This window comes from Pelomonas sp. CA6, assembly GCF_022549225.1.
In the GTDB taxonomy this organism is placed as follows: Bacteria; Pseudomonadota; Gammaproteobacteria; order Burkholderiales; family Burkholderiaceae_C; genus Roseateles.
The window spans coordinates 290,939-304,054 of the sequence record NZ_JAKZFD010000006.1; the positions used below are offsets into that span (position 1 = coordinate 290,939).

General features: G+C 68.6%; 11 protein-coding genes and 1 pseudogene. 10 read left to right on the forward strand and 2 right to left on the reverse strand.

Annotation, left to right across the window (positions count from 1 at the left end; translation table 11 throughout):
- Positions 1–47 precede the first annotated feature (47 nt).
- Positions 48–1,091 carry a M14 family zinc carboxypeptidase gene (locus LZ017_RS12660; RefSeq protein WP_241397183.1) on the forward strand — a complete coding sequence of 348 codons (1,044 nt, stop codon included), beginning with the start codon at positions 48–50 and terminating at the stop codon, positions 1,089–1,091.
- Positions 1,092–1,955, forward strand: coding sequence for an alpha/beta fold hydrolase (locus LZ017_RS12665; protein WP_241397184.1), 864 nt, complete (start codon positions 1,092–1,094; stop codon positions 1,953–1,955).
- 105 nt (positions 1,956–2,060) lie between these two features.
- Here LZ017_RS12665 and rpsT read toward each other — a convergent pair whose 3' ends face one another.
- Entirely contained in the window at positions 2,061–2,357 is a 297-nt protein-coding gene (gene rpsT, locus LZ017_RS12670; RefSeq protein WP_241397185.1) for a 30S ribosomal protein S20, read from the reverse strand.
- 225 nt (positions 2,358–2,582) lie between these two features.
- Here rpsT and murJ point away from each other — a divergent pair, with 225 nt between their 5' ends.
- The 8 genes from murJ to LZ017_RS12710 all read left to right on the forward strand — a co-directional run bounded on the left by murJ (position 2,583) and on the right by LZ017_RS12710 (position 10,510).
- Positions 2,583–4,145, forward strand: coding sequence for a murein biosynthesis integral membrane protein MurJ (gene murJ / locus LZ017_RS12675; protein ID WP_241397186.1), 1,563 nt, complete (start codon positions 2,583–2,585; stop codon positions 4,143–4,145).
- Positions 4,146–4,200: 55 nt separating this feature from the next.
- Positions 4,201–5,049, forward strand: coding sequence for a SirB1 family protein (locus tag LZ017_RS12680; RefSeq protein WP_241397187.1), 849 nt, complete (start codon positions 4,201–4,203; stop codon positions 5,047–5,049).
- Between the two features lie 166 nt (positions 5,050–5,215).
- Positions 5,216–5,884: a DnaA regulatory inactivator Hda gene (gene hda / locus LZ017_RS12685; RefSeq protein ID WP_308194075.1), complete on the forward strand. Its 669-nt coding sequence runs from the start codon at positions 5,216–5,218 to the stop codon at positions 5,882–5,884.
- 6 nt (positions 5,885–5,890) lie between these two features.
- Positions 5,891–6,565, forward strand: a complete 675-nt coding sequence (locus tag LZ017_RS12690; RefSeq protein ID WP_241397189.1) for an HAD family phosphatase — start codon at positions 5,891–5,893, stop codon at positions 6,563–6,565.
- The gene (gene pcnB / locus LZ017_RS12695; protein WP_241397190.1) at positions 6,562–8,190 is read left to right on the forward strand and encodes a polynucleotide adenylyltransferase PcnB; all 1,629 of its coding nucleotides are present in this window, start codon (positions 6,562–6,564) and stop codon (positions 8,188–8,190) included. The genes LZ017_RS12690 and pcnB overlap by 4 nt, the downstream gene beginning before the upstream one ends.
- Complete coding sequence (folK, locus tag LZ017_RS12700; protein WP_241397191.1) at positions 8,187–8,681, forward strand: 2-amino-4-hydroxy-6-hydroxymethyldihydropteridine diphosphokinase; 495 nt, start codon at positions 8,187–8,189, stop codon at positions 8,679–8,681. The genes pcnB and folK overlap by 4 nt, the downstream gene beginning before the upstream one ends.
- Positions 8,682–8,838: 157 nt before the next feature.
- On the forward strand, positions 8,839–9,486 hold the full coding sequence (locus LZ017_RS12705; protein ID WP_241397192.1) for a DUF47 domain-containing protein: 648 nt from the start codon (positions 8,839–8,841) through the stop codon (positions 9,484–9,486).
- A 13-nt stretch (positions 9,487–9,499) separates the two neighbouring features.
- On the forward strand, positions 9,500–10,510 hold the full coding sequence (locus LZ017_RS12710) for an inorganic phosphate transporter (protein ID WP_241397193.1): 1,011 nt from the start codon (positions 9,500–9,502) through the stop codon (positions 10,508–10,510).
- 276 nt (positions 10,511–10,786) lie between these two features.
- On the opposite strand, the pseudogene LZ017_RS12715 reads toward LZ017_RS12710, so the two are convergent.
- Positions 10,787–13,116 (reverse strand): annotated as a pseudogene (locus tag LZ017_RS12715) (heme utilization protein); the annotation flags it as partial.

Consider the following 13,116-nt stretch of genomic DNA (forward strand, 5'->3'; position numbering starts at 1 on the left):
GGCGCTGCACTTAAGCTCCCTGGCTTCGTCCCGACGCTCCCCGCGCCATGTCCGCTGCGTTCGCGCCCCAGGCCGCCACGCTGCCTCTGCTGGAGGAGCTGCTGCGCATCGTCGAGCGCGGTCCCGCGGAACTTCAGGCGCAAAGCCTGGGCGAGGTCGAGGCGGCCGGGAGCCGCTGGCCCTTGCTGGCGGTGAGTCTGGGCAACCCCGATCCCTCGCTGCCGGCCGTCGTCTATGTCGGCGGCGTCCATGGCCTGGAGCGCATCGGTGCCGAGGTGGTGCTGGCCTATCTGGGCAGCCTGGTGATGCGCCTGCCCTGGGACGGCCTGCTGCGCGCGCAGCTGGAGCGCCAGCGCCTCGTCTTCATGCCGCTGGTGAATCCTGCGGGGCTGTGGCTGGGCACGCGCGCCAATCCGCAGGGCATCGATCTGATGCGCAACGCGCCGCTGGACGCCGAGGAACCGGCCGCCTTCATGGTCGGTGGGCAACGGATCAGCGCGGGCCTGCCTTGGTATCGCGGTGAGAGCGGGGCGCCGATGGCGCCGGAGAGCCAGGCCCTGTGCGAACTGGTCGAGCGCGAGTCGCGCGACCGGCTCTTCACGCTGGCACTGGACTGCCATTCGGGATTCGGCCTCAGCGACCGCATCTGGTTTCCGTATGCCGGCAGCAGTCGGCCCATGCCGCATCTGGCCGAGGTCCATGCGCTGGTGGAGCTGATGGACCGCTGCCAGGCGCAGCATCCCTATGTGGTGGAGCCGCAGAGCCGGCAGTATCTCGCGCATGGCGATTTGTGGGATCACCTATATCGCCACGCCTGTTCACGGTCAAGCGGGTTGTTGCTCCCCCTAACTCTGGAAATGGGCTCCTGGTTATGGATCAAGAAAAATCCGCGTCAATTATTGACGCGGCATGGGATATTCAATCCTCTGATCGCACACCGCCAACAAAGGGTTTTGCGTCGACATATGGCTTGGCTCGATTTCATGGGGAGAGTCGCATGCAGCGCCGCGCACTGGCTGCCGCGGGGTGAAGACCGTCGTCCCCATGAGCAGGCGGCGCTGGCGCGCTGGTTTCGCCGGACGGGGGCCTGAATGCACGACGAGGCCCGCCCCCCGGTCTGGGTGTTGCTGCGTGGCCTGACGCGCGAAAGCGGTCATTGGGGGGACTTCCCGCTGAAGCTGCTGCGGGCGCTGCGGCCGGGGCAGCCGGGGGTCCGGCTGGAGCTGCTGGACCTGCCGGGCAACGGCCATCTGCACCGTCAATCCAGTCCCAGCAGCGTCACGGCCATGCGCGAGGCCTGCCAGCAGGAGCTGCTGCGGCGCGGCGTGTTGCCGCCTTACAACCTGCTGGCCATGTCGCTGGGGGCCATGGTGGCGAGCGACTGGGCCGCCCACCACCCCGAGGATTTGGAATCGGTGGTGCTGATCAACACCAGCCTGCGGCCCTTCAGCCCGTTCTTCCGCCGCCTGAGGCCGGCCAATTACTGGAGCCTGCTGGCGCTGAGCCTGTTTCGCCTCAGCCTGCGCCAGCGTGAGGCGCGCGTGCTGGCGATGACCACCCGCCTGGTTCCGAAGCCGGAACAGGTGCTGGATCAGTGGGTGGATCTTCAGCAGCGCCATCCGGTGCGGCGGCGCAATGCCCTGCGGCAACTGCTGGCCGCGGTGCGCTACCGCGCCAGCGGCGCGCGTCCGCGTCCACCGATGCTGCTGCTGTGCAGCCGCCGCGATGAATTGGTGGACTGGCGCTGTTCGCAGGCGATCAGCCGCGCTTGGGGGGTGCCGCTGCGCATGCATCCCGAGGCCGGGCACGATCTGCCGCTGGACGATGGCGACTGGGTGGCGTGGAGCGTGACGGACTGGGTGCGCGAGCGCGGCCTGATCGAGCAAATCACCCATCCCATGGGGCTGGACCCGCTGCCGGCGGCGGGTGCGGAGCAGCCCATGCGTCCCTCCTGATGTCCCTCTTGATGCCTGCCCCAAGGCCCGGGGCGGGGAGGGGTGGCAGAAAAGGAAAAAGCCCGCTTGCGCGGGCTTTTCTTGCACCAGAGCTGGCGTTTTCTATCAGGCGGCCAGCGCCTTGATCTTGGCGGACAGGCGGCTCTTGTGGCGAGCAGCCTTGTTCTTGTGGAAGATGCCCTTGTCGGCGACGGAGTCGATCACGGTCTGGGCGGTCTTGAACAGGTCGGCGGCCTTGGCCTTGTCACCGGTGACAATGGCCTTCTGCACGTTCTTGATGACCGTGCGGAACTTGGAACGCAGCGCCGAATTGGCGGCGTTCAGCTTGACGTCTTGACGTGCGCGCTTGCGGCCCGAGGCCAGACGCACGGTTTTCTTTTTGGCTTTGGAAGAGCTTGCCATGTCTTGGTCAACCCAGTTGGTGCAAAGACGACGAGTATAGCAGGGAATATGGAGTTTCACAACATTCGCCCACGCTGTCCAGCACGAGCGGGCTTTGCAAGAGCCGGGGGGCAAGGCGCGGCGGCTGCGGTCCTGAGGCCGGGCGCAGGCACAATGCGGCCGCCCCGTCGCGGCTCGTGAGTTCTCTGTGCGAGCCGGTTCCGAACCCCTGTCAGGCCTTGTTTCATGAATCTGCTGCGCGCCGCCTCCACGGTTTCCCTGCTCACGCTGGCTTCGCGAGTGACCGGTCTGATCCGCGAACAGATGGTGGCCGCCTTGTTCGGCGCGAATGCGATGACCGACGCCTTCCAGGTGGCCTTTCGCATCCCCAACATGCTGCGCCGGCTGTTCGCCGAAGGGGCTTTCTCGCAGGCCTTCGTGCCGGTGCTGGCGGCCACACGCGCCAAGCAAGGGGACGAAGAGACGCGGCTGCTGATTCACGCGGTGGCCAGCGTGCTCGCGTGGGCTTTGTTGCTGACCTGCGTGTTGGGCGTGATCGGCGCGCCGCTGCTGGTTTGGCTGCTGGGCGCGGGCCTGGACGACGCGCCGCGGGCAGCCGCGGTGACGATGACGCGCTGGATGTTTCCCTACATCGGCTGCATGTCGCTGGTGGCGCTGTCAGCGGGCGTGCTGAACACCTGGAAGCGTTTCGCCATTCCGGCCGTCACGCCGGTGCTGCTGAACCTGGCCGTGATCGGTTGCGGCTGGTGGCTGACCCCGTTTTTGACGGCGGCCGGCTATCCGGGCATCTATTCGATGGCGCTGGGCGTGATGCTGGGCGGGCTGCTGCAACTGGCGGTCCAGGTGCCCGCGCTGGCCCGGCTGGGGCTGCTGCCCCGTCTGGCGCTGTCGCCCAGAGCGCTGCGCGCGGCCTGGACGCACCCGGGCGTGGGCCAGGTGCTGCGCCAGATGGCGCCGGCGCTGCTGGGCGTGGGCGTGGCGCAGCTGTCGCTGGTGATCAACACCCAGATCGCGATCTGGGTCGCGCCCGGCGCGGCCTCCTGGTTGACCTATGCCGACCGGTTGATGGAGTTCCCGACCGCGCTGCTGGGCGTGGCGCTGGGCATGGTGCTGACGCCGCAGCTCTCGGCCGCGCAGGCCAAGGGCGAACTGCAGACCTATTCCGCGATGCTGGACTGGGGCCTGCGGCTGGTGACGCTGCTGGCCGTGCCCTGCGCGGTGGCGCTGCTGGTGTTTGCCGAGCCGCTGGTGGCGGTGCTCTACCACCGCGGCAAGTTCAGCGCGCTGGACGTGATGCATACCAGCCAGGCAGTGATGGGTTATGGCGCCGGTTTGCTGGGCCTGGTCGCGATCAAGGTGCTGGCCCCGGGCTTCTATGCGCGCCAGGACACCCGCACGCCGGTGCGCATCGCCGTCGGGGTGCTGGTGCTGACGCAGCTGCTCAACCTGCTGTTCGTGCCCTGGATGGGCATGCCCGGGCTGGCGCTGGCCATCGGCCTGGGAGCCATGGTGAATGCCGGCTGGCTGCTGACCGGTCTGCGCCGGCTGGGCAGCTACAGCCCGGCGCCGGGCTGGCCGGCCTTCGCGCTGCGCGTGCTGCTGGCGTCAGCCGCCATGGGCGGGCTGCAATGGTGGCTGGCGCGGCATCTGGACTGGGTGGCGCTGGGTCGGACGGAGGGCCTGCGTGCGCTGGCCATGGCGGGCAGCCTGGCGGGCTCGGCGCTGCTGTACTTCGGTGTGCTGGCGCTGGCGGGGCTCAAGCTCAAGTCGTTCATCCGCCGCGCCTGAGGCGTGACGGTGCGCGCGTCATCGTCCGGACCGCAACAGCCCCTAAACTGGGGCCATGACTGAATGGTTCCCTCCGGAGACGGTCGATCCGCTGGCGTATTTCGAAGCGCTGGTGGCGGATGACCAGGATCTGAACCTGATCGAAGCCGCGGCCGCGATCGCCCAGGACGACGACCCCGGTCTGGACGTTCAGCAGGTGCTGGCCGATCTGGACCGGCTGGGCGAGCGATTGCGCGCGCGCTTGCCCGCCGATGCCTCGCCCACGCACAGGCTGCGCCTGCTGACGCATTTCTTCCATGTCGAGCTGGGCTTCGCGGGCAACGTCAACGATTACTACGCCGCCGCCAACAGCTATCTGCACCGTGTGCTGGCCACGCGGCGCGGGCTGCCGATCACGCTCGCGCTGATTTTCATGGAGCTGGGCAGCCATGCCGGGCTGCGCATCCAGGGCGTTGGCTTTCCGGGCCATTTCCTGATGCGCCTGAGCCTGCCCCAGGGTGATGTGGTGCTGGATCCGTTCAGCGGGCGTTCGCTGGCACGCCACGAGCTGGACGAGATGCTGGCCTCGTCGGGCCGCCCCGATCTGCCGCTGGAGATGGCGCTGCGCACGCTCTCGTCCCGCCAGGTGCTGGCGCGCGTGCTGCGCAACCTGAAGGAGGTGCATCGCGGCGGCTCGGACTGGCATGCGCTGCTGGCGGTGCAGAACCGGCTGGTGCTGCTGCTGCCCCACGATGGGCCGGAGCTGCGCGAGCGGGCGCAGACCCTGGAATTGCTGGGCGAGCGCGAGGCGGCGGCGGCCGATCTGACGCGCTGCCTGGGCCTAGCGGCCAGCGCGGTGGAGCGGCGCGAACTGGAGCGGCGGCTGGAGCGGCTGCGCCGCTTCGGTGGTCCGACCCTGCATTGAAGCGGGCGCGTCAGCGAGCCGGGGGCGGTGTCCCTTTAGAATCGCGGCCGCATTGACGCCGGAGCGCCTGCCCCGGCCCGGCCCGCGCTGTCCAGGACAGGTCCCGCGCGGGAGCGGACCTCACAAGGCCGCGCTAAGAGGCTTGAGTCGTTTGAAGCAGATCCCTTTGTCCCTCGGGCCCGAGCCCGACTACACCTTTGCCAACTTCCTGCCTGGCCAGAATGCCGGGCTGCTGGCGCATCTGGACGCGCTGCGCATGAGCGCGCCGCCGGTTTTCGTCTGGGGCGGCCCGGGCAGCGGCAAGACCCATTTGCTGCGCGCGCTGGCCGAACGTTGGCAGTCCGGCGGGGCCCAGGTGGGCTGGTACGACGCGCAGACGCCGCTGCCCTGGGAACTGCCCGCCCAACCCAGCCTGCTGCTGATGGACGACTGCGAGCAGTTCGACCCTGGACAGCAGCATGCGGCCTTCGCGCTCTTCGTCGAGGCGGCGACCCAGGGGCTGGCCGTGGTGGCGAGCGGCAGCGCGCCGCCGGTGGACCTGGCGCTGCGCGAGGATCTGCGCACCCGGCTCGCCTGGGGGCCCACCTTCGCGCTGCAGCCGCTGGCCGAGCACGAGGTGCGCGCGGTGCTGCGCCGCGAGGCCGACCGGCGCGGCATCGCGCTGTCGGACGAGGTGATGGACTACCTGCTGACCCGCTTCGCCCGTGACCTGAAACACCTGATGCGCCTGCTGGACCAGCTCGATGAATTCGCGCTGGCCAGCAAGCGAGCCGTGACCGTGCCGCTGCTGCGCCAGATGCTCAGCGACGCGCAGTCGCCCCCGGACAACCCCTGAGACCCCATGAGCCAGCAACTGACCCTGTTCGACCTGGACGGCACCCTGATCCCGCACGACTCCGACCACGCCTTCGGCGGCTTCATGGTGGACATCGGCTGGGCCGACGGCGAGCTTTGGCGCGCGCGCAACGACGAGTTCTTCGCGCAGTACCAGCGCGGCGAACTGGATCTGGCCGCCTATGTGGACTTCGCCACCTCCGTCTGGCGACGCCGGCCGCTGGCCGAGGCGCTGGCGGCGCGCGAGCGCTTCATGCGCGAGGTCATGGCGCCGATGATGCGCGACAATGCGCGCGAACTGCTGCAGCGCCATCAGCAGGCCGGCGACCTGGTGGCCATCGTGACGGCGACCAACGCCTTCGTCACCGAGCCGATCGCGCAGGCTTTTGGCGTCGAGCACCTGATCGCGGTCGACCTGGAGCGCGATGGCGAGGGCCGCTACACCGGGCGCATTGCCGGCGTGCCGTCGTTCCAGGCCGGCAAGGTGCTGCGTGTGCAGCAGTGGCTGGAGGGGCTGGGTCGGCGCTGGGAGGACTTCGAGCGCATCCACTTCTACAGCGATTCGACGAATGACCTGCCGCTGTTGGAGCGGGTCAGCGATCCGGTGGCGACCAACCCCAGCCCCGCGCTGGAGGCATTGGCCCGCGAACGTGCCTGGCCGATTCTGAGACTGTTCGAATGATCAAAAAACTCATCAGCAAGCTGCTCGGCAAGCCGACCACCGCCACGCCCTTGGGCAAGCGGGTGGAACTGGGCCTGGATCAGCACCAGATCGACCTCAACCTGGTCGACGAGCGGGCGATCAAGGTCGTCAAGACCCTGACCGAGGGCGGCTTCGAGGCCTACATCGTCGGCGGCGCGGTGCGCGACCTGCTGCTGGGGCGCCGCCCCAAGGACTTCGACGTCGCGACGGACGCCACGCCCGAGCAGGTGAAGAACCTGTTCCGGCGTGCCTTCATCATTGGCCGGCGCTTTCGCATCGTGCATGTGGTGTTCGGCCGCGGGCGCGAGCACGAGGTGATCGAGGTCTCGACCTTCCGCGCGCTGCTCACCAACGAGGATGCCGAGCAGGTCTTGGGCAATGAGAAGACCTCCAAGGACCAGCTCGCCGGCAAGTCGCATGTGGTGGACGCCAGCGGGCGGGTGCTGCGCGACAACGTCTGGGGCCCGCAGATCGAGGATGCGGCGCGGCGCGACTTCAGCGTCAACGCGATGTATTACGACCCGCAGCGCCAGCTGGTCGTGGACTACCACGGCGGCTTCGCCGATGCGCGCAAGAAGGTGCTGCGCATCATCGGCGACCCGGTGACCCGCTACCGCGAAGACCCGGTGCGCATCCTGCGCGCGGTGCGCTTCGCCGCCAAGCTGGGCTTCGCGATCGAACCCAAGACGCGCGCGCCCATGGCCGAGCTGTCCCAGCTGCTGGCCAATGTGCCGATCTCGCGCATGTTCGACGAGATGATCAAGCTGCTGCAGACCGGCCATGCGCTGGCCAGCCTGGACGAGCTGCGCAAGCAGGGGCTGGCGCGCGGGCTCTTCCCCATCCTGGACGCCGTGCTGGACGGGCAGGGCGCGCTGCCGGACAACACCCATGGCCGCTTCGTGCGCCTGGCGCTGGAAGACACCGACCGGCGCGTCGGCGAAGGGCGCAGCGTGGCGCCCAGCTTCATGCTGGCCTGCATGTTGTGGAGCGAGGTGCAGGGGCGCTGGCGCCGCCTGCAGGACGAAGGCGAGGGCGTGATCCCGGCGCTGCAGCAGGCGATCGACCAGGTGTTCGACGCTCGCGTGGGCGATATCTCGGGGCGCGGCAAGCTGGCCGCCGACATGCGCGAGATCTGGATGATGCAGCCTCGTTTCGAGCGCCGCAGCGGCAGTGGCCCGCAGCGTCTGATCGAGCAGGCCCGCTACCGCGCCGGCTTCGACTTCCTCGCGCTGCGCGCCGAGGCCGGCGAGGTCGATGCGGCGCTGGCCGACTGGTGGGAAGACTTCGCGCTGGGCAGCGAGGACGATCGCCGCGCGCTGCTGGAGCAGGCGCGCGAGACCGACCGACCGCAGCGCGTGCGTGCCGCCGCCAAGGCCGCGGCGCCCAAGCCGGCACCGCGTTCGCCGCGTGTGCACCAGCTGCCCGCGGGGACGCTGGGCGAGGGGCAACCGGGCGATGAGGCCGACGAGGACGAAGGCCTTGGCGATGGCGGGGCGGGTGAATCGGCACCCGCGTCCGCGGCGCGCAAGAGGCGCCGCCGCCGCAAGCCGCGCGGCGGTGCAGCCGCCTCGGCCTCGGCGGGCGCGGGCGAGACGCAGTCGTGACCATCGCCTATGTCGGCCTGGGGGCCAACCTGGGTGATCTGCACGGCACGCTGGAGCGCGCGCTGGGCGACATCGGCCGCCTGCCGGGCACGCGCGTGCTGCAGGTCTCGGGGGCCTGGCGCAGCGCGCCGGTGGGCGCCGAAGGGCCGGACTATCTGAACGCGGTCGCGCGGATCGAGAGCAGCCTGGCGCCGCTGGCGCTGCTGCGCGCGCTGCTGCAGATCGAACAGCAGCATGGCCGTGAGCGGCCTTTTCGCCACGCGCCACGCACGCTGGACCTGGACCTGCTGCTGTATGCCGATCGGGTGCAGGACGATCCCGAACTGATCCTGCCCCATCCGCGCCTGCACCAGCGTGCCTTCGTGCTGCTGCCGCTGCTGGAGCTGGATGCGGCGCTGGAACTGCCCGGGCTGGGGCGGGCCGACCGCTTCCTGGCTGATGTCGGCGACCAACGCATGGAGCGTCTGCCGACCCCGCTGCAAGCGAAATAGGGCCCGGCCGCCCGGCGGAGGGCGGCGGGCCCAGTAAAATGCACGGTTTGCCGTCTATGACACGGCAATGAAGATTCCGTGAACATTTGCGGCGAGTGTGGGTGCAGCAGCCTTGCAAAACGGGGCCGGCCGCCTGCCTGGCCGGTCAGGAGCCCACATGTTGTTTGGCAAGCTGCTGCCCCGCGAGGGCAATTTTTTTGAGCTCTTCAATGAGCATGGCGCGAAGATCGCCGAAGGCTCCCGCGCCTTCATGGCGATGATCCAGAACTACAACGATCCGGAGCTGCGCGAAAAGTATGCCGCCGAGGTGGACGCCGCCGAGCACCATGCCGACCGCATCACCGCCGAAGTCAACCGGCTGCTGCACCGCACCTTCATCACGCCCATCGATCGCGAGCAGATCCACGGCCTGATCAACGCGATGGACGACATCCTGGACCTGCTGCAGGACTCCAGCGAAACCATGTCGCTCTACGACGTGCGTTCCATCCCCGACGAAGTGCTGCGCCTGGGTGACCTGTCGGCCAAGTGCTGCGAGCGTGTGCAGCACGCGGTCTCGCTGTTGTCCAAGCTCAGCCGCGCGGAAACCGCCGAAGCGGCGATCAAGACCTGCGAAGAGATCGACAAACTGGAGTCGGACGCCGACCGCGTGATGCGCTCGGCGATGTCCAAGCTCTTCCGCGAGCAGGAGGACGTGCGCGAGCTGATCAAGCTCAAGGCCATCTATGAGCAGCTGGAGTCCATCTCGGACCGCTGCGAGGATGTGGCCAACCTGATCGAGGGCATCGTCCTCGAGAACTCCTGACAGGCCGCCGACGATGGATGCCATACAGGTTGCGTTCTGGGTCGTGGCGCTGCTGGTGATCCTGGCGGTGCTGTTCGACTTCATGAACGGATTCCATGATGCAGCGAACTCGATCGCGACGGTGGTGTCCACCGGCGTGCTCAAGCCGCAGCAGGCGGTGCTGTTCGCCGCCTTCTTCAATGTGGTGGCGATCGCCTTCTTCCAGCTCAACGTGGCCGCCACGATAGGCAAGGGCATCGTCCTCCCCGGCATCGTCGACCATCACGTGGTGTTCGGTGCCTTGATGGGGGCGATCACCTGGAACGTGATCACCTGGTTCTACGGGATCCCGTCCAGCTCCTCGCATGCGCTGATCGGTGGCATCGTGGGCGCGGTGATCGCCAAGGCCGGCGTCAGTGCGCTGGTGGCCAAGAAGATCGGCGTCACCGTGCTGTTCATCTTCGTCTCGCCGCTGCTGGGCTTCGTGCTGGGTTCGCTGCTGATGGTGCTGGTGGCCTGGCTGTTCCGGCGCAGCTCGCCGCTGCGCGTGGACAACTGGTTCCGCCGCCTGCAACTGCTGTCGGCCGGCCTGTACAGCCTGGGTCATGGCGGCAACGACGCGCAGAAGACCATCGGCATCATCTGGATGCTGCTGGTGGCCTCGGGCTATGCCGCGGCCGGCGACAAGCTGCCGCCGACCTGGGTGATCTGGGTCTGCTACTTCGCGATCGGCCTGGGCACGATGTTCGGTGGCTGGCGCATCGTCAAGACCATGGGCCAGAAGATCACCAAGCTCAAGCCGGTGGGCGGCTTCTGCGCGGAAACGGGCGGGGCGATCACCCTGTTCCTGGCCACCGCGCTGGGCATCCCGGTGTCGACCACGCACACCATCACCGGCGCCATCGTCGGGGTGGGCTCCACGCAGCGCGCCTCCTCGGTGCGCTGGGGCGTGGCGGGCAACATCATCTGGGCCTGGATCTTCACCATCCCCGCGTCGGCCTTCGTGGCCGGTGCCTGCTACTGGCTCAGCTTCACGATGTTCTGAGGCATCGAATCGCTGTCCATGGGGTCGGGTCTTGCCCGACACCCGACTGCCCAGCCCGGCCCTCGTGCCGGGCTTTTCTTTGGCTGCGGCGAATTGCCGGGCTGCCCGCGTGCGCCCTCGCCAGGGAAGCCGATCGGCGCACCAGCGATCGCGCGGGGCGATGACTGCCGCAGCGGGCCGTGCTGAAAAGACAAGGGCCCGGACCCGCCCCCAAGGGGCAAGGTCCGGGCCCGTGGGGACGGGCCTGGCGGCCCGTCGTCCCCGAGGCCGTCAGCCTCAGATCAGCGGCATCTGCCGGTTCAGGTCGTCGTCGTCCTGCTGCGAGCGCAAGCGGGTGGCCAGCAACTCGTGGTGGCTGCTTGCGGTGCTGCCCGAACCGGCCGCTGGCGTCGCCGCCGCATGGCCGGCCGGCGCCGATCCACCATCCAGCAGCGGAGCCGAGGGCTGCGCCAGCACATCGTCCAGCTTCAGCGTCGTATGCGCCTGCGTGCCGGTCTGCTGCGTCTGCTGGCCGGTGTCCTTGGCGAACCAGACGTCGGTCAGCTGGTGGGTGGCGCCGTCGCTGGTCTTGTAGTCGGACAGCAGGCCCAGCAGGTTGCCGTTGTCCTGCGCCGTGCCCTTGGTCGCATGCAGGTTCAGCTCGACGATGCCCAGCTCGGCCAGGGACTTCAGCTCGCCCGCGTCGGTCTTGCCGTCGTGGTTGGCGTCCACCCAGACCTTGAGTGCGCCGAACTGCGCATCGGCGGCGTTGATCCGTCCGTCATGGTTGGCGTCCAGATCCGCCAGCGCGGCGAAGCCGTCGTGGCCCTTGCTGCCGTTGGACAGCGTGGTGCCGGAGCCGAACAGCTCGCTGCCGTTGTTGATCTGTCCGTCGCCGTTGCGATCCAGTGCCAGCAGGCCATCGTTGCCGCCCACCCAGCCCCAGCGTTGTGCATTGCCGGTGCCGTTCAGGTCGAAGCTGACGCCATGCTGCGCGGCCAGGGTCTGGATGCCGTTGCCATCCAGGTCCAGCACCAGCGGCGTGGACAGGAACAGCGAGTCGGCCTTGGTCCCCAGCGCATTCGTCTGCGGGGCGCTGAACGACAGGGTCTGCGACATGTTCATCGCCGCCAGATCCTGGGTTTCGAAGCCCTGCATCTGCTCGGTGGCCAGCCCTTGGATCTGCGCCGTGGTCAGGCCCTGGATCGACGAGGTCGTGAACGCCGCGATGTCCTGGGTCTGCAGAGCGTGGATCTGTTCCGTGGAGAAGCCACCGATCTGGGCCGAGCTCAGTGCTGCGAACTGATGGGTCTCCAGCGCCTGGATGTTGTCCGTGCTCAGCGCATGCAGCTGGGCCGTGCTCAGCACGCTGACCTGGGCCGTGCTCAGCGCGGTCAGGTCGGCGCTTTCCAGCGTGGACAGCTGCGAGGTGGACAGCGCGGAGATCTGGGCCGAGCCCAGCGCGCGGATCTGGTCGCTGGCGAAGGCGTTCAGATCATCGCTGGAGAGGTTGTGGATCTGGCTTGTCGTCAGCGACGCCACCTGGGTCGTCGACAGAGCGCCGATCTGATCGGAGCTCAAGGCATCCAGCTGAGCCGTGCTCAGCGCACGCAGCGTGGCGGTATTGAGCGCGCGCAGATCCTCGGTTTCCAGCGCGGCCATCTGGTCGGTGCCCAGTCCGCCAATCTGACGGGTGCTGAGCGCGGCGAACTGCTGCGTCTCCATGGCCTCGATGTTGGCCGTGGACAGCGCGCCCAACTGGCTGGAGCTGAGCTGCACCACCTGGGCGGTGGAGAACGCGACGACGTCGGCACTCTCCATCGTGGACACCTGGCCCGTGCTCAACACGCCCAGCTGCGCGCTGCTCAGTGCGCGGATCTGGTCGGTGCTGAAGGCGTTCAGGTCGTCCGAGGACAGATTGTTCACCTGGTTCGTCGTCAGACTGTTCACCTGGACCGTGGACAGGGCCTGGATCTGGGCGGAGCCCAGCGCGTCGATCTGCGCGGTGGAGAGTGCACGCAGCGCGGCGGTGTTCAGCGCGCGCAGGTCTTGCGTTTCCAGCGCGGCGACCTGGTCGGTGCCCAGGCCGGCGACCTGGCGCGAGCTCAGCGCGGCGAACTGCTGGGTGTCCATGGCCTGGATGTTGGCCGTGGCGATGGCGCCCAGCTGGGCCGAGCTCAGGCTGGCGATCTGCGCGGTGGACAGCGCGACGAGGTCGGCGCTTTCCATCGTGGAGACCTGGGCCGTGGACAGCGCGGCCAGCTGCGCGCTGTTCAGCGCGCGGATCTGGTCGGAGCCCAGCGCGTTGAGGTCATCGCTGGACAGGTTGTTGACCTGGACCGTGGTCAGGCTGGCCACCTGCGCGGTGGACAGGCCCTGGATCTGGGCCGAACCCAGCGCGTCGATCTGGGCCGTGCTCAGGGCACGCAGCGCCGCGGTGTTCAGCGCGCGCAGGTCTTGCGTTTCCAGCGCGGCGACCTGGTCGGTGCCCAGGCCGGCGACCTGGCGCGAGTTCAGCGCGGCGAACTGCTGGGAGTCCATGGCCTGGATGTTGGCCGTGGAGATGGCGCCCAGCTGGGCCGAGCCGAGGTTGCCGATCTGCGCGGTGGACAGCGCGACGAGGTCGG

Bases quoted from the DNA above. Each gene is read 5' to 3' on its own strand.
- LZ017_RS12660 (WP_241397183.1), top strand. From the start codon at position 48: ATGTCCGCTGCGTTCGCGCCCCAGGCCGCCACGCTGCCTCTGCTGGAG.
- LZ017_RS12665 (WP_241397184.1), top strand. From the start codon at position 1,092: ATGCACGACGAGGCCCGCCCCCCGGTCTGGGTGTTGCTGCGTGGCCTG.
- rpsT (WP_241397185.1), bottom strand. From the start codon at position 2,357: ATGGCAAGCTCTTCCAAAGCCAAAAAGAAAACCGTGCGTCTGGCCTCG.
- murJ (WP_241397186.1), top strand. From the start codon at position 2,583: ATGAATCTGCTGCGCGCCGCCTCCACGGTTTCCCTGCTCACGCTGGCT.
- LZ017_RS12680 (WP_241397187.1), top strand. From the start codon at position 4,201: ATGACTGAATGGTTCCCTCCGGAGACGGTCGATCCGCTGGCGTATTTC.
- LZ017_RS12690 (WP_241397189.1), top strand. From the start codon at position 5,891: ATGAGCCAGCAACTGACCCTGTTCGACCTGGACGGCACCCTGATCCCG.
- pcnB (WP_241397190.1), top strand. From the start codon at position 6,562: ATGATCAAAAAACTCATCAGCAAGCTGCTCGGCAAGCCGACCACCGCC.
- LZ017_RS12705 (WP_241397192.1), top strand. From the start codon at position 8,839: ATGTTGTTTGGCAAGCTGCTGCCCCGCGAGGGCAATTTTTTTGAGCTC.
- LZ017_RS12710 (WP_241397193.1), top strand. From the start codon at position 9,500: ATGGATGCCATACAGGTTGCGTTCTGGGTCGTGGCGCTGCTGGTGATC.